The sequence below is a fragment of the Sedimentitalea todarodis genome, from assembly GCF_032595355.1.
In the GTDB taxonomy this organism is placed as follows: Bacteria; Pseudomonadota; Alphaproteobacteria; order Rhodobacterales; family Rhodobacteraceae; genus Sedimentitalea; species Sedimentitalea todarodis.
In genome coordinates this window covers 93,657-113,598 of sequence record NZ_JASMWN010000006.1, presented here as the reverse complement: position 1 = coordinate 113,598, position 19,942 = coordinate 93,657, and the positions used below count along the sequence as shown (strand labels likewise).

Here is a 19,942-nt window from a genome sequence, read left to right as displayed (position 1 = left end):
ACAGGTCTGATGATGTCGGGTGTCCCCAATCGCGCAAGGCCGGATCGCCATTGAGCCTGATCGGATCAGGCCCGCTCTCCGCGCCGTGACGCCCAGGACAATGAAACCCGATTGCGCACGTCCTCGGATTCGGTCTCAAGGGCAGCCAGCAAGTTGCGCAGGTCGCTTCGGGCCGTGTGCAACTGGTCGATCAACGAGATGATCACCGCCAGCGAGTCTTCGTCGAGATCGAAATCATCATACAACTCGCAGAGCAACTTTAACCGCGCGAGATCAATATCACCGAACTGAGGCCCGGAGCTTGTCTGCACCGGCACAACGATCTCCGCCTGCACGAATCGTGTCAGGCGCGTCTGGGTCAGATTGCTGATGGCGGTGATGACTTCGGTTTCACTGTAGCGGATGGTCATGCGCTCATGCCCTTTCGCGGATCGTAGCGGTGCGTATCGCGCCAGGCTTCCATGAAGCGTGCCAACTCGTCGTCAATCTCCGACGGCATCACGACAGACAGTTCCACCCGTTGATCGCCGGGTGTGCCCTTGGCCGGCTTGACCCCTCGACCGCGCAACCGCAACACTTGACCGCTGCTGGCGCCCTTGGGGATGCTCAGGTTCACCGAGCCGTCAATCGTCGGTGTCGCGATCTTGGCACCCAGAACGGCTTCGTCCAGCGTGATCGGCAACGTCAGGACAATGTCATTGCCGTCGCGACGAAAGAACCGATGCGGGCGCACCGACAGCGTCACCAGCGCATCACCCGCCGGCCCATCACCAAAACCTGGGCTGCCTTTGCCGCGCAACCGGATGGTCCGGCCGTCTTGCGTGCCTTGCGGAATCGCCACGCCCAGGCCCTGTCCGTCAGGCAGGGTGATCCGTGTCTTGCCGCCGTTGACCGCAGTCAGGAAGTCAACCTCAAGGGCATAGCGCGCGTCCTGTCCACGCGCATTGAAACCCTCACCAAAGCCGCCATGTCCGCCACCGGGATGGCCGCGGGCCCGCATGAATTCGGAAAAGATGTCCGACGCGTCGGCGAAATCGCCAGGCTGCGGCCCGCGTCGATAGGGGTTGTCAGCGCTTTGTGCAAAATCGCGGTAGTACTGGCGCTGCTGCTGTTCCTGACCGCTGGCGTCGATTTCGCCCCGATCGAACCGGGCGCGGGTCTCGGGCTCTTTCAACAGGTCATAGGCCGCCGAAGCTGCCTTGAACTTGGCCTCGGATGTCGCATCGTCGGGGTTGAGATCGGGATGATGGTCCCGCGCAATCTTGCGATAGGCCTTCTTGATCTCTTCGGTTGTTGCCGATTTGGTCAGGCCAAGCGCGGCATAAGGGTCAGTGCTCATCGATCCACATTCAATTTGTGTCCGCGCGTCGGCGCGCGGAGAACCACTTCAGGGTTACCTGACATCAAGGATCAAAAAAACCAGATTTCAACCCTCGGGCAAGGAATATCGGGTCACTCCCACTTGGCAAGAGGTGGCAGGCTCATCAGCACAGCATTGGCATCGTGACCGGTTTCCAGCCCGAATTTCGTGCCCCGGTCATAGACCAGGTTGTATTCCGCATAGAGTCCCCGGTGGATCAACTGGGTGTCCTTGTCGGCTTCGGTCCACGCCAGTGCGCGGCGTTTTTCGACCAGCGGCACAAAGGCGGGCAGAAAGGCGCGCCCGATATCCTGCGTCAGCGCAAAATCCGCCGCCCAGTCGCCGGTACAATAGTCATCCATGAAGATCCCGCCGACACCGCGCGCGCGACCCCGGTGCGGCACAAAGAAATAGCTGTCCGCCCACTCCTTGAGCCGCGGGTAATGGGCAAGCCCGTGCGGATCGAGATGGTCCTTCTGGGTGGCGTGAAAATGCCCGGTGTCTTCGTCATATTCAATGCAAGGGTTCAGATCCGATCCGCCGCCGAACCACCACCCGTGCGGAGTCCAGAACATGCGGGTGTTCATGTGGACCGCAGGAACATGCGGGTTCTGCATATGCGCGACCAGAGAGATACCCGATGCCCAGAAGCGTGGATCGTCGGCCATGCCAGGCAGTCCCTTGCGCGCGGCCATCGCCGCCTGTGCGCGCTCGCCCAGCGTGCCAAAAACGGTGGATACGTTGACACCAACCTTCTCGAACACCCGTCCGCCGCGCATGACACTCATCAACCCGCCTCCTGCATCCGAGCCATCCTCGGACGCGCGCGCGGTCTCCTTGGTTTCAAACCGGCCCGCTGCCGCCTCTGCAAGCGGCCCGCGATCATGGCTGTCCTCCAGCGCCTCGAACGCGGCAACGATGTCGTTTCGCAATTGACGGAACCAGGCCGCGGCCTCTGCCTTTTCGGCCAACATTTCCTCACTCATCCTTCGTCCTGCCTTTTTCTCGCTGAAAATATCCCGGGGAGCGCGAGGGGCTGGCCCCTCGCCCGGGTCCTTTGCGTTCCTGCGCTCAATGGGCGGGGGCCGCCACCGGGTCCAGAAGGGTCCGCCCGCCATCCACGGTAATCACCTGGCCGGTCATAAAGCCAGAGCCGTCCGATGCCAGGAACTGAACCGCGTCGGCCACTTCACCGGGGGACGCGACACGCGCCAGCGGCGTGTGGCTTTCGATATCCTGCCGATAGTCGCGATGTTCCTTGAGGATCGATTTCAGCGACGCGCTCATGACCGATCCAAAGGCAACCGCGTTGACCCGAATCCGATTCGGGGCCAGCGCCACGGCCATCGACCGCGTCATCTGGTCCAAGGCTGCGGAACTCACCGAATAGGCCAGCAAGTCAGGGTGGGTGCGGCGGGCAGCGATCGAACTGAGGTTGATGATTGAGCCCGATTGCTTCTCGCTCTCGGGGTCGGATTGCTTGATCATCCTGCGCGCCACCTGCTGGGTCAATCTCAATGCTGGCATAAGGTTCTGATTGAGCAGGTTGATGACCGACTCGTCATCTGGATCCAGCGGGTTCGAGGACACCACCTGCCGTGATCCATTGACCAGAATGTCGATTTCGTCGAACGCATCCAACGTTGCCGACACAAGGTTTGCGATGGTCAGGCGTTCGCGCAGGTCTCCGGCAAAGTAGCGGATATTGCTATCGTCGACCTGCTCGCCCAGCTCGTTCTTGAGCCGCTTTTCATCCATGTCGGCGAACATCACATTCGCTCCTTTTTCGGCAAACTGGCGTCCAATGGCGAGGCCAATGCCGTTGGCCGCACCGGTGACGATGGCGGTCTTGCCGGCGATGGAAAAGGACATGGGTTGTCTCCTCGTGCAGGGAAACGGCGCGGGTCAGCGTCGCATTCGGGTGGGCGTCGATTTGCTCGCTGTCTTTGGGCGCGCAGCGTGGAAAATCTTGAAGCGGCTGTCGCCACCAGCATCCTCGACCTTGGCAAAGCACTCGTCCAGCGTGCGTTCATAGGGCAGGTGCCGGTTCGCCACCAGCCAGAGCTGTCCCGACGGGGCCAGCATCCGCGCCGCCGCCGCTACAAAGGCCCGGCCCAGTGACGGATCGGCGGTGCGCCCGATGTGAAAGGGCGGGTTCATGACGACGGTATCGACACGGCCCTCTGCGGCCCAGTTGGTGGCGTCCGCCCAGTGGAACCGGGCGCGCGGATCGGACAGATTCTGGCGGGCGCAGTCGAGGGCAAATGCGTCGGCCTCGACAAGGTCCAGCCGCTCGACCGGTGAACTCTTCAGCACCTGCGCCGCGAGATACCCCCAGCCGGCCCCCAGATCGACGATCCGCGTGCCAAGCTTTGCTGGCAATGCCTGTCCCAGAAGCTCAGATGCCGGGTCGATCCCGTCGGCAGAGAACACCCCCGGCGCCGTAACAAAGCCGCTGACGGTTTGAGGAACGGCCTGCCAGTCTGCGAAGGCCTCCGGATCGGCGGCGAACCAGAAGAGCTTGCCATGTGATTTGGCCACCGGCCCGCAGACATCCACGCGCTTGCGGCATTCCCTGAGCATGCTGTCGATACCGTCGGTCTTGGCCCCGTCGACGATGACCAGTCCGGTGCTGCGCCGACAGGCAGTGGCGATCTGCGCGCGTGCAAGCGCCTTGGCGCGGGGCAGGCAGACGAGCGCGGCGCTACATCGGGTATCACTGGACGGAACACAGGAGTATCCCAAGGCCAGAAAATGGTCAAAATCCGGTTTGAACGACTGCACCACCTCGGTCCGCTCAATGGGCAGCGCCGACAGATCTGCTGATGCGACCGGATGTAGAACAGACAGCACGCCCGTTTCAGGCAGCAGGAGCCCGCCTGTATCAATCGCCAGAGGCAGCCGGGCGGACATGATCGGGGCTAGTCTTCCTTTTCCATCGTGCACTGCAACGGGTGCTGATGGCGGCGGGCGAAATCCATGACCTGGCCCACCTTGGTTTCCGCGATCTCGTGGCTGAAAACGCCAACGACGGCGACGCCTTTCTTGTGCACCGTCAGCATGATTTCGAACGCCTGTGCATGTGTAAGTCCGAAAAACCGTTCGAGCACATGCACGACAAATTCCATCGGAGTGTAATCGTCGTTCAACAGCAGCACCTTGTAGAGCGGCGGGCGCTTGGTCTTTGGGCGCGTCTCAAGCAGGACTGACGTGTCTGCATCGTCGTCTGCCTTATCCGACAAGGTTACGGGCACAAGTGTCATTGCAGTAGGAGGTCCGTTTTCGCGATTTTCTCTCAACGTTCATGGCTTATATAACCTTCCTGCAAGATTCGGAAAGAGCCAGTGATCAACCCAGTTTACACCAATACCCTGACCACTGTCGCGTTCGATGCCGACGATACGCTCTGGCATAACGAACGGTTCTTTCAAGACACGCAGGCGCAATTCACCGAATTGCTTGCCGATTATGCAGATCCCGAACATCTGGCAGACCGGCTTCTGGCAGCGGAAAGGCGAAATATCGGCCAATATGGCTATGGGATCAAAGGCTTTGTCCTTTCGATGATCGAGACCGCCATCGACGTCACCGATCAGCGTGTTCCGGCCAGCGTCATTGCCCGCCTGATGGAAGCAGGCCGCGAGATGCTGGCTCACCCGATCGAATTGCTGCCACATGCGCAGGAGACCGTCGAAGCAGTGGCAGCGACTCACCGCGTACTTCTCATTACCAAGGGCGATCTTCTGGATCAGGAGCGCAAGCTGGCCCAGTCGGGGCTGGGCGACCTGTTTGACGGGGTCGAGATCGTGTCGGAAAAATCCGCCGAGAGCTATGCCGCGATTTTCGCGCGCCACGGCGAGGGACCGGAAAGAGGACTCATGGTTGGCAATTCGATGCGCTCGGATGTGGTGCCGATGATCTTGGCCGGCGGTTGGGGGGTATATGTGCCGCACGGTTTGGCATGGGAAATCGAGCATGCGGACCCTCCGGTGGATGCGCCACGGTACCGCGCATTGGATGATCTGGGCGGCCTGGCCTGGCTGGTCGCGCAGATCGGTTGACAATTTGGTAATCTCTGCGGAAATCGCGAGTTTAGTTGCCGGCGATCCATTTACCACAACATCTAGCGCATTTCTTCGTGTGCCGATCGGGTAACAGCCTGCAACCAATGGGTTTATTTCAAACGACTCCTGTGCTACGGTCATCGCAATAATCAAAGTGCCAGTCGGAAAACCGGCGGCCCGAGGCAGACAGAGGCAATGATCGTGCAGGTTCGGCGGATACGTCCGGCCCAGAGGGGCCATTCTATTTTTCTCGCATTCTGGTTGTCGGTGCTGATTCCCATCAGCGCAATGGCAGCTCCGTATGCGGCTCATGTCATTGACGCCCGAAGTGGCAAGGTGCTGCATTCGCGAAATGCGGACACGCGGCTGCATCCGGCGTCCTTAACCAAGATGATGACGCTCTACATTGCGTTTGAGGCAATCAGGAACGGTGAAATCACACTCGATACCAAGGTGCGGATTTCCAAGCATGCCGCATCCGAGCCGCCATCGAAGCTGGGCCTGAGATCCGGTCAGCGAATTGCCCTGAGATATCTCATTCGCGCCGCGGCAGTGAAGTCGGCCAATGATGCGGCAACCGCGATCGGTGAAGCCATCAGCGGCAGCGAAGCAGCCTTTTCCCGGCGGATGAATCGCACTGCCAAGGCCATGGGGATGTCGCGTACAACGTTCAAGAACGCCCACGGGCTGACCGAAAGCGGGCACCTGTCAACCGCGCGCGACATGACCACCCTTGGACGGCACATGATCTATGACTATCCGCAGTACTATAACCTGTTCTCCCGCCAAACGGCGGATGCAGGGGTCAAGAGAGTCAGCCATACCAACCGTCGCCTGCTGCAATCCTACAAGGGAGCGGACGGGATCAAGACCGGGTACACACGGGCTGCGGGATTCAACCTCGTGGCATCGGCACAGCGGCGCAACGAGCGCATCATTGCCACCGTGTTTGGCGGAAAATCCACGGCGTCACGCAATGCCAGGGTGGCCGAATTGCTTGACATGGGCTTTCGCCGTGCGCCATCGCGCGCGGCACTGCGCAAGCCCGCCCGCCCGGCCTACGCGGGAAACGTGGCGTCGGGCGGGGGCGCGACAGTGGCAAAGACCGTTAGAGTCATCGCATCGGTACAAAAGAGCCTGAGACCGCGTCCGCGTCCAAGCCCGTCGGTTGAGGTTGCCGAAACCGTCGTCACGGCAGCTGTGGCCGATGGGGACAAGATGCAGGCCAGCGTCGAGGCGGCGATTGCCGCAGCCGCGCAAAGCGTAGCGGCGGCCGCAGACGAGACACCAAAGGTTGAGGTTGCAGATGCCTCGCCTTCCTCCGCACGCGCGTTAGCGCCGAGGCCCGAGGCTCGTCCTGCGGAGTTGACCGTTGCCCTGGTGAAGCCGACCGCCGCACCACCGAAACCGGCAGAGCCGGAAATCGTCACGCGGCTGTCGACTTCCGGAGGACAGTATTGGGGTATCAATGTCGGACGTTATGGCAGCCGCTATCAGGCGGAAAAGGTCCTGCTGCGCACCGCGCTTGCGGAAATGGCGACGCTTGACGGTTCCCTGCGCAAAGTGAATCAGACTTCCGCAGGTTTTGATGCGAATTTCGTTGGTATGACCCGGGACACCGCCGATCTCGCCTGTCGCCGTCTCAAGGCGCGCAACGTGACCTGTTTCATGATCGGTCCCTGACCGAACCGGCGACCGGCTCCTCGGCTGACATGCCGGGGACAACGCACTATCAGGATCGGAGTGATTGAACTCTCGCGGGACTCTGCGAGAGGCGCTCCCATTGAATACAAATCCCCGACACATGCCCCTTTCGGGAGCGTCGTTACTAAAGCAATTCGTGTTGGGTGATACCGGATGGCCCAGTTCAAACGCGAAACGCTCTAGTCCGGTAGCACCTTGCCGGGGTTCAGGATGTTGTCTGGATCGAAGGCCGCCTTGATCGCCGCCATGTAGCGCGTACTGGCACCCAGTTCCTGGGTGAGATAGGGCCGTTTGCCCTGCCCTATGCCGTGTTCTCCGGTGCAGGTTCCGTCCATCGAGATCGCAAGCTCATTCAGTCTTCCGACGAACGTGTCGGCACGGGCGATTTCGTCCTGATCCTCCATGTCGACCAGCAGGGTGGTGTGAAAATTCCCGTCCCCGACATGGCCGACAATCATGCCGGTCAGCCCGAGTTCCTCGACCATTTCATTGTTGCGCGCGACGCATTCGGCGAGGCGTGAGATCGGCACACAAACATCGGTGGCGATGGCGGTCTTGCCGGGGCTGATCTGAAGCGTCGCCCAATAGTAATCATGTCGCGCTTGCCAGAGTCGGTTGCGTTCTTCGGCATTCGTGGTCCATTCGAAACCAGTGCCACCCGCGTCCTCGGCAATTTCGCCAAACGTGGCCGACTGCTCGGCGACGCTGGCTTCCGATCCGTGGAACTCGAGCAGCAGCAGGGGAGACACCGGCAGGTCGAGTTTGGAATAGGCGTTGACGGCCTCGACAGAAGCGGTGTCGAGCAGTTCCATCCGGGCCACCGGAACGCCAAACTGGATCGTCGCCATCACCGCCTGGCAGGCGGCATCGACGGTTTCAAAGGAACAGCGGGCGGACGACATCGCCTCGGGGATACCCTGTAGCCGAAGAGTGACCTTGGTGATGACACCCAGCGTGCCTTCGGAGCCGACCATAAGCCGGGTCAGATCGTATCCGGCAGAGGATTTCTTGGCGCGCTGAGCGGTCTTGATGATGTCGCCATTGGCCATGACAACCTCAAGCGCGATCACGTTGTCCTTCATCGTCCCGTAGCGCACGGCGTTTGTGCCTGAGGCCCGTGTTGCGGTCATGCCGCCGATGGTCGCATTCGCGCCGGGATCGATCGGAAAGAACAGCCCCTGATCACGCAGATAGGTGTTGAGTTGTTCGCGGGTGACGCCCGGTTGCACGACACAGTTCAGGTCTTCTGGATAGACTGCGAGGATCTCGTTCATCTGGCCCAGATCCATCGAAATGCCGCCCGCCGGGGCGTTCACATGTCCCTCCAGCGACGTCCCCACGCCAAACGGGATCAGCGGCACCTTGTGGGTGGCGCAAACCTTGATGACATCGGCAACCTCGTCGGTCGACCGCGGGAACACCACACCATCCGGCGGCTGGTTCCTGATCCACGTCGTGGTGTGGCCGTGTTGCTCGCGAATCGAGTCGCCGGTCTGGAACCTGTCGCCAAATTGTTGCTTCAAGATACCAAGCGCTGAGGCGATGCCATCTTCGTTGCGTGGCAGGTCTGTTGCCTGGACCATTTGTCTTTCTCCCCTGTGCTCCGCGATTTCTGAAGCAGTTTGGGCCAGCCTACAATGGCGGGGCCATTCGCCCAAGGCGATTTCCTCGCGCCTTGGGTCAGCGCCCCATCGGCGTTTGTCCGTGTCGCCTGCGGCCGCGACTTCAGGTCACGCAGGTTGACCGGGTATCCCATGTTTCTCAGCGGCCCTTGCGGGGTCGTGGCATCGGTTCCGTTCTCCAGAGCATAGGTGTCAAACCGGTTGAGGGTATGGGGCGAGGCGTCACTGTGGCTGCGAAACGAGAAATCCGTGCGTTCGTTGTTCACCAGAAGAACCCGGACTTTCAGGCGCGACCCAAAACCACTTGCAATGGCGGTGGTCATCGGCAGCACATTGCCATGCAGATCGAAAATCGAGCTATAAGAGGTCGACGGCAGTTCGGTGGGATCGCCCTACGCTCGCAACCCTCGCCTCCTAAAGCGTTCCGCGTTAAACCTGAATCACATAACGCTGCCTGAAATCATAGATTTCAACGCGTTAGGTGACACCAGATGATCCAAGTTAAACGCGAAACGCTCTAGACCAGATCATAACGGGCAAGTTCGTGATAGATCGGTCCGTCGGGATGCAGATCAGAGCGATAGAGCGAGAAAGAGCTGACAGGTGTGGCGGGAAACAGCAGGTCGTTGAGCGTGGCGATTGCATTGGCAATCCGATCCCCCCTACCTGCGCCGGGGCGCATCCGGGCGAGGGTGACATGCGGATGAAAACGGCGGCGCGCGACGATAATTTCCGCACGGCGCGCCGCGTTCAGAACCTTGCGGTGCAAGTTTTCCAGTGCCGGATTGTGCAGGACATTCGCAAAAATCAACCGGGGCTTGTCGCCGCCAAAGCTGCCGAGACCAGACAGGGAGACAGTGAATTCCGGTGCCCGGAGATGTTCCAGTTCCGCGTGCAGAAGTTCCAGTGCTTCTTCGGACTGATCGTCAAGAAATGCCAGAGTCAGATGCAGGTTCTCGCGTACGACCAGCCTGCCCAGGGGCAACCGTAATTGGGCCGCCTCCAAGGCATCGCGCGTGTCATCCGGAAGGGGAATGGCAACAAAGGACCGCACCGGTCAGAGCATCGACGGAACCACCTGATCCGGCGGACGGTGGCCGTCTTCGAAGGTCTTGATGTTGATGATGACCTTTTCGCCCATTTCGATCCGGCCTTCGAGCGTCGCCGAACCCATATGCGGCAGCAACACGACGTTGGGCAGTTCACGTAGGCTTGGGTTCACATCGGTGCCGTGTTCATAGACGTCGAGCCCGGCCCCGGCCAATTCACCGGCACGCAGCATCCGGGTGAGGGCGCTTTCGTCGATCACTTCGCCCCGGCTGGTGTTCACGATCACCGCAGTGGGTTTCATGAGCTTGAGCCGTCGCGCGTTCATCAGGTGGAACGTGCTTGGCGTCGAAGGACAGTTGACCGAGATCACGTCCATGCGCGCCACCATCTGATCGAGGCTTTCCCAATAGGTCGCGTCGTATTGTTCTTCGATCTCGGGACGCAGGCGTTTGCGGTTGTGATAATGCACCTGCATGCCAAATGCGGCGGCGCGGCGCGCGACCGCCTGACCGATCCGGCCCATGCCGAGAATGCCAAGCCGTCGCCCACCGACGCGCCCACCCAGCAGCGCAGTGGGTGCCCAGCCCTGCCATTCACCTTTTTGCATGATGGCCAGACCTTCGGGAATGCGGCGGGTCACGGCAAGCAGCAACGACATGGCCATATCGGCGGTATCATCCGTCAGAACGCCGGGCGTGTTGCTGACCAGAATGCCGCGTTGCCGTGCCGTGGCCACGTCGATGTGATCCACACCCGCGCCATAATTGGCGATCAGCTTGAGCCGCTCCCCGGCCTGACCGATCAGCCGGGCGTCGATTTCGTCGGTCACGGTCGGCACAAGCACATCGGCGTCGCGCATGGCTTCGGCCATCTGTGACCGTGACATAGGCGTGTCGTCGTCCCGCAGCTTGACGTCGAACAACTCGCTCAGTCGTGTCTCGACCGCATCTGGCAACCGTCGCGTAACAACAACACTCAGACGTTCTCTTGGCACTCTGTCTCTCCCGCCGCTTTTCAAATCGCTTCGCACCGTGTCATGGTGGCGTAGTACGCATCGGGGCACAAGAACCCTGGGCCGAAAAACACGTGGCAGTTTTGTAAAGAGCAGGCAGACCGACAGTGACAGTTCAGGTTTCGATGTGGCGCCTTTTGGGGGCGGGTTGTCTGGTGTTCGCGCTGGTCGCAAGCGCTGCTGTTGCCCAGAGCAACGTGGGGCGCGGGCCGATCACCAACCTGCCGATGCCACGCTATGTCTCGATGAAGGCCAGTGAAGGGAATGTGCGACGCGGACCATCGCTGACCCATCGCATCGATTGGGTGTTCAAGCGTCGTGACATGCCGGTGCAGATTACTGCGGAACATGGCCATTGGCGGCGGGTACAGGATCGCGACGGTGCGGGCGGATGGGTGCATTATGCGCTGCTGTCCGGTGTGCGGACGGTGCTCGTGGAAAAGGACATGCTGGCTGTGCATGCGCGGCCAGATCCGACCTCTCCGATCAACGCGGCATTTGAACTGGGCGTGGTGGCCCGGTTGGGATCCTGCGTTTTGGACTGGTGTCAGATCAGCGCAGGCGGCTATCGCGGCTGGGCCTCGAAAGAAGACCTGTGGGGCGTGGCGCCCGATGAAATTCGCGACTGACGCATTTGTCGTTCGGGTGACCGGCTAACCGATCGACACTCGACCATCGTGCGATGCGCAGTATGGTCCCGCGAGGGAAACCCAAATCATCTGAAGGAACCGGGTAATGAAAGCCATCACCTATGATCGGTTCGGCGCGGCGCGCGATGTGCTGCGCCTGCAAGAACTCGAATCCCCGCGTGCCGGACCGGGCGAGGTCACCGTTGATCTCGTCTTTTCCGGGGTCAATCCATCGGATGTCAAAGCGCGCGCCGGATCACGCCCCGGCGTCACCAAGCCGCCATATCCGCAGGTCATTCCGCACAGCGACGGCGCCGGGGTGATCACCGCTGTGGGCGAGGGCGTGAACGAAGCACGGATCGGGGAACGCGTCTGGATCTGGAACGGTCAGTGGCGGCGCGCATTCGGAACGGCTGCGAGCCGGATCACCCTGCCGCAGAAGCAGGCGGTGGTGTTGCCTGATAGTGTGAGCTTTGAAACCGGCGCGATCCTTGGAATTCCCGGCCTGACGGCTGCTTTCACCGTGTTCAACGGGGGAGAAGTGGCGGGCCAGACCGTGTTGATACAGGGCGGCGCGGGCACTGTCGGCCTGTTGGCGGTGCAACTGGCAAAATGGGGCGGGGCCAAGGTCATCGCGACGGCACGAGGGGCCGGGGTGGATCGCGCGCGCGAAGCTGGTGCCGATGCCGTGGTCGACTACACCGATGCCGACCGTGTCGCGCGCATTCTTGCGGCCAATTCCGGCCAACCGGTTGATCGCATCATAGAGGTGGAATTCGGCAAGAACATTGCGGTCGACACCGACGTGATCGCGGAAAACGGCACAATCTGCGCCTATGGTTCTGCGCTGGAGATGGAGCCGGTGCTGCCGTTCTATCCGTTGCTCTTCAAGGCAGTGACCATCGAGATCGCGCTGATCTATCTGCTGACCGAGAGCCAGCGCCACGCAACCGTCGACCGGCTCACGCGCGCCTTGAGCGAAGGCGCGCTGCACTGCCCGGTTGAGCGGATATTTCCCCTCGCCGACTGCGCGGCGGCGCATGAGGCGGTCGAGGCCGGAAACCGGGCAGGGGCCATTCTGCTGGGCACCGCCTAGAGCGTTTCGCGTTTAACTTGGATCATCTGGTGTCACCTAACGCGTTGAAATCTATGATTTCAGGAAGCGTTAGGTGATTCAGGTTTAACGCGGAACGCTTTAGTCAGGCCGCCGAGTAATATTAGTCTTGATCAGTGGCCCAGGTGGTATCTTACGCCATGCGATCCGCGATCAGGGCGATCAGCTTCTTGTGGTCGGCGTCAAAGTTGCGAATGCCTTCGGCAAGCTTCTCGGTGGCCATGGCATCGCTGTTCATGTCCCAACGGAAAGTCTTTTCATCCATCGCGATCCTGGCGGCACCGCTGGTACTGTCAGGCGACAGGGCGCGCGGCAACGTGCCTGATTCGTCGCCGAGCTGGTCGAGAAGCTTTGGCGCGATGGTCAGGCGGTCGCAGCCCGCCAAAGCCTTGATCTGATCGATGCTGCGAAACGATGCGCCCATCACGACCGTGTCGATGCCGTTCGATTTGTAGTAGTCGTAAATCTTGCGAACGGATTTCACCCCGGGGTCTTCGTCGGGCGCATAGCTCTCCACGCCTTCGGCTTTCTTGTACCAATCGGTGATCCGGCCCACGAAGGGCGAAATCAGAAATGCCCCGGCGTCCGCACAGGCCACGGCCTGTGCCATGCTGAACAGCAGTGTCAGGTTGCAGTCGATGCCTTCGTTCTGAAGCACCTCTGCCGCGCGAATTCCTTCCCACGTCGATGCCAGCTTGATCAGGATGCGGTCCTTGCCGACCCCGCGCGAGGCATAGTCGGCAATGATGTTGCGGGCGCGGACCAGGGAGCCCTCGGTGTCAAACGAGAGGCAGGCGTCGACCTCGGTCGAAACCCGGCCGGGAACCAAAGCGGCCAGCTCCGTTCCAACGGCCACGGTCAGCGCGTCACAGACCGCTTCGGGGCTGAGCCCGGCCTTGCGTCCCGCCTCGATCTCGCGCACGACAAGCGCTTCGGAGGCCGGGTCTTTCAGAGCGCCCAGCACCAGCGATGGGTTGGTGGTGCAATCAACCGGCGCGTGGGCCTTTACCGCTTCGACTTCGCCAGTGTCGGCGACTACGACAGTCATTTCCCTGAGTTGATCAAGCACGTTTGTCATTTGTTTTCTCCTCTGCCCGGACCCGGGCGCGATGGCGGGTGTCGATGGTCCGCCTTAAATCGTCTGTGCAGGCTTTCAAATTAGCGTTTCGCCAATTTGACCCGTTTGCGCATGGGCAAGACCGCGTTTGGGCGAAGTCGCGTACATTGCTGGTCACGGTGCCGACGTCCTTGTTGCTGGCATATCGGGTTCCGCAGAAATTGGCCACCGCGTAGATGCGATGACGTCGATCACGACGATCGCGGATCAGGCGGCGTCAAGCGCCTCTATGATGCCGGAGAAATCGGACGAATTCAGCGACGCGCCCCCGACCAAAGCGCCATCGACGTTGGACACCGCGAATATCTCCGCGGCATTGCCGGGTTTGACCGATCCGCCGTAAAGCAGGCGCAGATTTGCGCCTTCCGTGCCGAGTTGGCGCGTGAGGGTGTCGCGCAGGAAGTCATGCACCTCGCCAATCTGCTCAAGCGTCGGGGTCCGGCCCGTTCCGATGGCCCAGACGGGTTCGTATGCGATCACGGTGCTGTCACCCGTCACGCCATCGGGCAGAGAGCCGGCAATCTGCGCGCCGACAACGTCCAGGGCACGGCTGTCGTCCCGTTCTGCCTCGGTCTCACCAACGCAGACAATCGCGACCAGCCCCGCGGCGTGGGCGGCGCGGGTCTTGGCCTTGACCATCGCATCGGTTTCGCCATGGTCTGCGCGCCGTTCGGAATGGCCGAGAATGACGTGGGTTGCGCCGGCATCGGCCAGCATCGCTGCGGAAATGTCGCCGGTGTGGGCGCCGGATTCGTTGGCATGGCAATCCTGCCCGCCAATCAAGAGGTCCGAGCTCCCTGCCCAGTTCTTCATGGACGTGACAAGCGTCGCCGGAGGGCAGAGCAGCACCTGGCAACTGACATCGGCGATTCTCGGAAGCAGAGCGGCGACCTCGGGCGCAGAGGCGCTGGACCCGTTCATTTTCCAGTTTCCGGCAGCAAGTTTCTTGGGCATGATTTTTCCTTACCAACAGCAAATGCCGTCGTGATTGCGTCGGCCTGAATGTTTGAGTGTCGGATCATTTCGATGGCGGATTACCGACTCGATCTCGGACCCATCGTTGACTTCCAGATGACCACTGACAAGGCCCGTTGGCCTTTGATGGTGAGAGTGAAACGGTGCGAGAGCCAATGCAAATCCTCAACGTCGGAACCGCTGATGATAACGGCATCACTCGCGTCTGCAAGGCCGCGAACCGGTCGGCGACATTGAAACGTACCGGTTGATCCGGGTCCACGATCTCGCCGAGCCGCCTGATGCCGGAAACAAAAAAACTCCCGCATCGGAATGCGGGAGTTGATCTTGAACAACAGGGTTGGATCAGGCGGTTTTCTTGCCTTTGATCGGTGCCCAGATTCGCTTGTTTGTCAGGTACAGCAGAACCGACAGCATCGTCAGGAACAACACGCCGACAAAACCGGCCTGCTTGCGGGCCATCATCTTGGGTTCTGCGGCCCACATCAGGAATGCAGACACGTCCTGGGACATGTGATGCACCGTGTTCGAATGCCCGTCGGCGAACTCAACCAGCTCGTCAGATAGAGGCGGTGCCATGCTGATCCAGCCGCCGGGGAAGGCGGTATTTTCATAGAGGATCGAGCCCGCTTCCTCTTTTTCCTCACCGGTGTAGCCCGTCAGGAGCGACGCGATGTACTCCGCTCCGCCCATGCCCTTGAACATCTGATTGATGCCCAGACCATAAGGGCCGTGGAACCCGGCGCGGGCCTTGGCCATCATGCTCAGGTCCGGTGCCCCGGCCGCATTGTTCTCGGGAAAATGATCGACCGGCGTTGCGGGTCGAAAATCATCCAGTTCGGGGTCGAACACTTCAAAGTACTCTGCCGCATAGGCCCGGATCTGATCTTCGGGCATGTGAGGCCCGCCTTCATCAGACAGGGTGCGGATGGGCACCAGCTTCAGCCCGTGACAGGCGGCGCAAACTTCGGTGTAGATCTGCAGGCCGCGTTGCAGCTGGTGTTGGTCGTAGGTGCCGAACGGTCCCTCGAACGAGAACGCAAAATCCTCGATATGCTGCTCTCCGCCGCCAGCCGCGAACGTCGCGGCAGGGGTCAGAGCCAGGGCGAGGGCGGCACCGATTGCGAGTTTCTTCATCATCTGTCCCGGTCCTCTTCTTATTCGGCTGGGGCTGTTGCGGCATCACTACCTGCATCAGCTTTCTTGCCATAATGCGCCTCGAAATCCTCTTCGATGGTCGCCGGTTGCGGATCGGGTTTCTCGATGACGCCAAGGATCGGCAGGATCACCAGGAAATAGGCGAACCAGTAGGCCGAGGCGATGAGCGAGAAGCTGGCATAGGGTTCTTCCGCAGGCATGGCACCCAGCCACATCAGTGCGAAGAAATCGATCACCAGCAACCAGAACCACCACTTGAACATCGGGCGGTATTTGCCCGACCGGACGCCGGATGTATCCAGCCACGGCACCAGCGCCATTACGGCGATGGCCCCAAACATCGCCAACACGCCAAAGAACTTGGCGTCGATGATGCCACCGGTGACAAACGAGGCGATTTGCACGACCCAGACTTCCGACGTAAAGGCCCGCAGGATTGCGTAGAACGGCAGGTAATACCATTCCGGCACAATATGCGCAGGTGTGACCAGCGGGTTGGCTTCGATGTAGTTGTCGGGGTGGCCGAGATAGTTCGGCATGAAGCCGACGACCGCCCAGAAGATCGCCATGATAACGGCCAGTGCGAACAGGTCCTTGATCACAAAATAAGGCCAGAACGGAACCGTGTCTTTTTCCGCCTCGGCCTTGGACCCGCGCCGCACTTCAACCCCGGTCGGGTTGTTGTTGCCGGTGGTGTGGAACGCCCAGATGTGTACGGCGACCAGGCCGACGATCACGAAGGGCAGCAGGTAGTGCAGGCTGAAGAAGCGGTTCAGGGTGGCATTGTCCACCGCAGGTCCGCCCAGGAGCCATGTTTGCAGCGGTTCGCCAATGAACGGGATCGCGCCAAACAGGCCGGTGATCACGGTTGCACCCCAGAACGACATCTGCCCCCAGGGCAGAACATAACCCAAGAACCCGGTTGCCATCATCGCGAGGTAGATCAGCATTCCGATGATCCAGGTGATTTCGCGGGGTGACTTGTAGCTGCCATAGTACAGGCCGCGGAAAATGTGGGCATAAACCGCGATAAAGAACAGCGACGCGCCGTTCATGTGCAGATATCGCAGAAAGTGCCCGCCGTTCACGTTGCGCATGATGTGCTCGATGCTGGCAAACGCCATGTCCACATGCGGCGTGTAATGCATCACCAGGATGATGCCGGTCACGATCTGCAGAACAAGGCAGAACGTCAGAACGATTCCCCAGATCCACATCCAGTTCAGGTTCTTGGGTGTGGGGATCATGATCGTGTCATAGAGCAGACCAACGATGGGCAGGCGGCTGTGCAGCCACTTTTCTGCGCCCGTCTTCGGCTCGTAGTGATCGTGCGGAATTCCAGACATGAGCGCGCCTCCTTATCCCAGTTTGATTGTGATTTCATCCTCGAAGGCCGAGATCGGCACGTCGAGGTTGCGGGGGGCCGGACCCTTGCGGATGCGCCCTGATGTATCATAGTGCGATCCGTGGCAGGGGCAGAACCAGCCGTGGAACTCGCCCGCGCCCTCACCCAGCGGCACACAGCCGAGGTGCGTACAGACGCCCATCATCACCAACCATTCGCCGGCTTCGTCAAGCGAGCGGTTCTCATCGGAGGCGTCGGTGCCGGGCTTGTTTGCGTTCTCGGAATTCGTGTCGATCAGATCGGCCATCGCGACTTCGCGTGCCTCGATGATCTCACCCTCGGCGCGGCGGCGAATGAATACCGGTTTGCCCAACCATTTTACCGTGATCTGGGTGCCGACTTCGACATCGCTTATATCGACGAGGATCGAGGACAGCGCCTTGACGTCGGCAGACGGGTTCATCTGGTTGACGAGCGGCCATATGGCTGCCCCTGCGGTTACGGCTCCGGCGCCAGCGGTGGCATAGTAGAGGAAATCTCTCCGGGTGCCTTCGTGGTCTTCTGCGTGGGACACGAGGTTTACTCCAATTCCTGCGCCCGGATCCGGGCAAACATGCATAGGGGTTGCATTTTCATGCAACTTCTCAAGGGCGTATTACCGTTGTGGTCATGGTTCGTCCAGCGGTCATAGGCGCGCAGGATGCCGCAATTCGGTTCCTGTGTCGCAACTGCGTCGGTTCAGCGCGCCCTGGAGGCCCCAGATTCGGGTCTTGCAAGCGGATCATCAGCTGGCAGGTGGCAGGGTTGCCTGCATCGACGGGCGCGATTCGAAGTCCGCGAACCATGCCGCAAGCGCGTCGTTTCCCTGCCTCCAGTTGCGTGCGTCGTGGCGAAAATCAAGGTAGGCAAGCGCGCAACCAACCGAAACATGCCCCATGGTGATCGGTCCGGAAAGATGACTGATCCATCGTGCATTCAAAACAGATAGCGCGCGCGATATCTTCGTCCATTGCGCCTCGATCCATTCCGTTGATTGCGCCTCTTCGGGGCGCAGCCGCACTTCATAGGTCATGGATACTGCTGAATCCATGATGCCATCGCCTGTGGCCTCAAGCGTCAGGGTATCCCAACGCCCGCTTGTCTGGGGATAGAGCGCGCCGCCGTAAAGATCGTTGAGATACGCCGTGATCACCCGACTGTCGTAGAGTGTGGTCCCCTCCGGGCGCTCGAGCGCGGGCAGCCGGGCCAGGGGGTTGGCCGCCTTCAGCGCCTCATCAGAGGCCAGCGCCGTGGTCGTGACCGTTGCCAGCTCGACCGAGTCCTGCCGGTTCAGTTCATGCAACAGAACGCAGACCTTGCGCACATAGGGTGAGGCCGGCGAGTGAAAGAGCTTCATATCAAGTGTCCCGTCTTGTTTATTGCAGACTAACGCACCGCTCAGCCCTGTCCATCCGTGCCGCGCATCAGCGCCGCGAGCAGCGCGGTTTCAGACCCGATACCAAAGGCCTCCATATGCTGTGCCGCACCAAGACGGGCGGCGTCGGGCTTGTTTTGGTTCAGTTTCCAGGTTCCATCGACTGCGTCCACCCGCATTCGAAACGGGACGATCATCCGCATCATGCGGTCCAGCGCCTCTCCGTCCATCTTGTCGGCGCGCCAGGGCGTTTTGGGGAGTAATCGCTTTTCGAAGAACGCCGTTTCCCGGTCGAGCAAATCGCGAAGCTCTTCCTGAGGGCGCATTTCCAGTATGCCAGTCAAATGCACCGCGACATAGTTCCATGTCGGCACCTGATCCTCTAGCCCGTACCAATCCGGCGACACGTACCCGTCCGGTCCCGAGATCGCGACCCGGACGGGGCGCGGCGATTTGGTGATCCGCGTGATCGGGTTCGAGCGCACCAGGTGCAGATCCGCGATGGCCCCGTCCTTGGACAGAAGGAACGGCACATGCGACAACAGCGGTGCGCCGGTCTCATCCGATACGGCCAACACGCCAAAGCCACGATCCCGCGCAAAGGCGATGTTCGCCGGTGAGTCGGCGGTGTGAAAAACCGGATTGGGATGCATATCGCCGTCTCCTGTGCGCCATTCCTCTTGCAGAGCGGGGCGGTGTTTGGCAAGTGTGCTTTCGTTCTCAGGGCGGGGTGAAATTCCCCACCGGCGGTATGCAGGTCCAATCCTGCGAGCCCGCGAGCGCAAGGGAGAGCCCTTGGTCAGCAGATCTGGTGAGAGGCCAGAGCCGACGGTCAAAGTCCGGATGGAAGAGGACGTGCATGTGCGCTGCATTCGCAGCGTGCCTGTTCGTGATCGCCTTGGGTGGACGTGTCTGAACCAAAGGAGATTACCGATGACACTCACCCGATATGCCTTTGTCAAAGCCAGCTGGCACGCCGATATCGTCGATCGCGCGCTTGACGGGTTTTGCGAACTGGTCCCCGCCGCACAGGTCGATGTATTCGCCGTTCCCGGTGCGTTTGAGCTGCCCTTGATGGCGCGCGATCTCGCGCTGAGCGGGCGCTATGGGGCCGTAACTGGTGCAGCGTTCGTGGTCGATGGTGGCATCTATCGCCACGACTTTGTGGCGCAGGCGGTTGTCGATGGGTTGATGCGGGCAGGGCTGGACAGCGGTGTCCCCGTCTTGTCGGTGTCCCTGACCCCACACCACTATCAAGAGACCGATCATCACAACGCGGTGTTCCGCGCGCATTTCGTCGAAAAGGGCCGCGAGGCCGCAAAGGCCGCGTTGATGATGGCAGAGTTGCGCGGCAGTCACGCAGCGTGAAATACGGAGC

At 60.7% G+C, this 19,942-nt stretch carries 22 protein-coding genes and 1 riboswitch; of the genes, 5 read left to right on the top strand and 17 right to left on the bottom strand.

The window, feature by feature from the left end:
• Positions 1-65: 65 nt before the first annotated feature.
• From QO231_RS10045 to clpS, 6 genes are all read right to left on the bottom strand, one after another.
• On the bottom strand, positions 66-410 hold the full coding sequence (locus QO231_RS10045; protein ID WP_316775696.1) for a chaperone modulator CbpM: 345 nt from the start codon (positions 408-410) through the stop codon (positions 66-68).
• Positions 407-1,339 carry a J domain-containing protein gene (locus tag QO231_RS10040; protein ID WP_316775694.1) on the bottom strand — a complete coding sequence of 311 codons (933 nt, stop codon included), beginning with the start codon at positions 1,337-1,339 and terminating at the stop codon, positions 407-409. Before QO231_RS10040 ends, QO231_RS10045 begins: the two co-directional genes overlap by 4 nt.
• A 113-nt stretch (positions 1,340-1,452) precedes the next feature.
• Positions 1,453-2,346 (bottom strand): oxygen-dependent coproporphyrinogen oxidase, encoded by an 894-nt coding sequence (gene hemF / locus QO231_RS10035; protein WP_316775692.1) that lies wholly within the window; start codon positions 2,344-2,346, stop codon positions 1,453-1,455.
• An 85-nt stretch (positions 2,347-2,431) separates the two neighbouring features.
• Positions 2,432-3,232, bottom strand: a complete 801-nt coding sequence (locus tag QO231_RS10030) for an SDR family NAD(P)-dependent oxidoreductase (RefSeq protein ID WP_316775690.1) — start codon at positions 3,230-3,232, stop codon at positions 2,432-2,434.
• 33 nt (positions 3,233-3,265) lie between these two features.
• Positions 3,266-4,273 carry a class I SAM-dependent methyltransferase gene (locus QO231_RS10025; protein ID WP_316775688.1) on the bottom strand — a complete coding sequence of 336 codons (1,008 nt, stop codon included), beginning with the start codon at positions 4,271-4,273 and terminating at the stop codon, positions 3,266-3,268.
• A gap of 8 nt (positions 4,274-4,281) precedes the next feature.
• Complete coding sequence (gene clpS, locus QO231_RS10020; RefSeq protein WP_316775686.1) at positions 4,282-4,623, bottom strand: ATP-dependent Clp protease adapter ClpS; 342 nt, start codon at positions 4,621-4,623, stop codon at positions 4,282-4,284.
• A gap of 81 nt (positions 4,624-4,704) precedes the next feature.
• On the opposite strand from clpS, the gene QO231_RS10015 reads away from it, so the two are divergent.
• Positions 4,705-5,421 (top strand): HAD family hydrolase, encoded by a 717-nt coding sequence (locus QO231_RS10015; RefSeq protein WP_316775684.1) that lies wholly within the window; start codon positions 4,705-4,707, stop codon positions 5,419-5,421.
• 291 nt (positions 5,422-5,712) lie between these two features.
• Positions 5,713-7,107: a D-alanyl-D-alanine carboxypeptidase family protein gene (locus QO231_RS10010; protein ID WP_394356590.1), complete on the top strand. Its 1,395-nt coding sequence runs from the start codon at positions 5,713-5,715 to the stop codon at positions 7,105-7,107.
• A 200-nt stretch (positions 7,108-7,307) separates the two neighbouring features.
• Here QO231_RS10010 and QO231_RS10005 read toward each other — a convergent pair whose 3' ends face one another.
• From QO231_RS10005 to QO231_RS09990, 4 genes are all read right to left on the bottom strand, one after another.
• Entirely contained in the window at positions 7,308-8,711 is a 1,404-nt protein-coding gene (locus QO231_RS10005; RefSeq protein WP_316775680.1) for an FAD-binding oxidoreductase, read from the bottom strand.
• The gene (locus QO231_RS10000) at positions 8,648-9,073 is read right to left on the bottom strand and encodes a hypothetical protein (RefSeq protein ID WP_316775678.1); all 426 of its coding nucleotides are present in this window, start codon (positions 9,071-9,073) and stop codon (positions 8,648-8,650) included. The genes QO231_RS10005 and QO231_RS10000 overlap by 64 nt, the downstream gene beginning before the upstream one ends.
• Before the next feature lie 194 nt (positions 9,074-9,267).
• Positions 9,268-9,804, bottom strand: a complete 537-nt coding sequence (thpR, locus tag QO231_RS09995) for an RNA 2',3'-cyclic phosphodiesterase (RefSeq protein WP_316775676.1) — start codon at positions 9,802-9,804, stop codon at positions 9,268-9,270.
• A 3-nt stretch (positions 9,805-9,807) separates the two neighbouring features.
• Positions 9,808-10,794 (bottom strand): 2-hydroxyacid dehydrogenase, encoded by a 987-nt coding sequence (locus tag QO231_RS09990; protein ID WP_316775674.1) that lies wholly within the window; start codon positions 10,792-10,794, stop codon positions 9,808-9,810.
• A 143-nt stretch (positions 10,795-10,937) separates the two neighbouring features.
• Here QO231_RS09990 and QO231_RS09985 point away from each other — a divergent pair, with 143 nt between their 5' ends.
• Both QO231_RS09985 and QO231_RS09980 read left to right on the top strand, forming a co-directional pair.
• Positions 10,938-11,441 (top strand): SH3 domain-containing protein, encoded by a 504-nt coding sequence (locus tag QO231_RS09985; RefSeq protein WP_316775922.1) that lies wholly within the window; start codon positions 10,938-10,940, stop codon positions 11,439-11,441.
• Between the two features lie 106 nt (positions 11,442-11,547).
• Positions 11,548-12,537, top strand: coding sequence for an NADPH:quinone reductase (locus QO231_RS09980; RefSeq protein WP_316775672.1), 990 nt, complete (start codon positions 11,548-11,550; stop codon positions 12,535-12,537).
• A 151-nt stretch (positions 12,538-12,688) separates the two neighbouring features.
• Here the strand turns inward: QO231_RS09980 and tal are convergent, their stop codons facing one another.
• The 7 genes from tal to QO231_RS09945 all read right to left on the bottom strand — a co-directional run bounded on the left by tal (position 12,689) and on the right by QO231_RS09945 (position 19,217).
• Positions 12,689-13,633: a transaldolase gene (gene tal, locus QO231_RS09975; protein WP_316775670.1), complete on the bottom strand. Its 945-nt coding sequence runs from the start codon at positions 13,631-13,633 to the stop codon at positions 12,689-12,691.
• Positions 13,634-13,879: 246 nt separating this feature from the next.
• On the bottom strand, positions 13,880-14,626 hold the full coding sequence (gene tpiA / locus QO231_RS09970; RefSeq protein WP_316775668.1) for a triose-phosphate isomerase: 747 nt from the start codon (positions 14,624-14,626) through the stop codon (positions 13,880-13,882).
• A gap of 366 nt (positions 14,627-14,992) precedes the next feature.
• On the bottom strand, positions 14,993-15,787 hold the full coding sequence (locus tag QO231_RS09965) for a cytochrome c1 (RefSeq protein WP_316775666.1): 795 nt from the start codon (positions 15,785-15,787) through the stop codon (positions 14,993-14,995).
• A gap of 17 nt (positions 15,788-15,804) precedes the next feature.
• Entirely contained in the window at positions 15,805-17,151 is a 1,347-nt protein-coding gene (gene petB / locus QO231_RS09960) for a cytochrome b (RefSeq protein WP_316775664.1), read from the bottom strand.
• A 12-nt stretch (positions 17,152-17,163) separates the two neighbouring features.
• Positions 17,164-17,724 (bottom strand): ubiquinol-cytochrome c reductase iron-sulfur subunit, encoded by a 561-nt coding sequence (gene petA, locus QO231_RS09955; RefSeq protein ID WP_316775662.1) that lies wholly within the window; start codon positions 17,722-17,724, stop codon positions 17,164-17,166.
• Positions 17,725-17,934: 210 nt separating this feature from the next.
• A complete protein-coding gene (locus QO231_RS09950) occupies positions 17,935-18,546 on the bottom strand; it encodes a glutathione S-transferase (protein ID WP_316775660.1) in 612 nt (203 codons plus the stop codon).
• A 41-nt stretch (positions 18,547-18,587) separates the two neighbouring features.
• A complete protein-coding gene (locus QO231_RS09945; RefSeq protein WP_316775658.1) occupies positions 18,588-19,217 on the bottom strand; it encodes an FMN-binding negative transcriptional regulator in 630 nt (209 codons plus the stop codon).
• Between the two features lie 59 nt (positions 19,218-19,276).
• Positions 19,277-19,423, top strand: a riboswitch (FMN riboswitch).
• A gap of 74 nt (positions 19,424-19,497) precedes the next feature.
• Here QO231_RS09945 and QO231_RS09940 point away from each other — a divergent pair.
• Positions 19,498-19,932, top strand: a complete 435-nt coding sequence (locus QO231_RS09940) for a 6,7-dimethyl-8-ribityllumazine synthase (protein WP_316775656.1) — start codon at positions 19,498-19,500, stop codon at positions 19,930-19,932.
• Positions 19,933-19,942 lie beyond the last annotated feature (10 nt).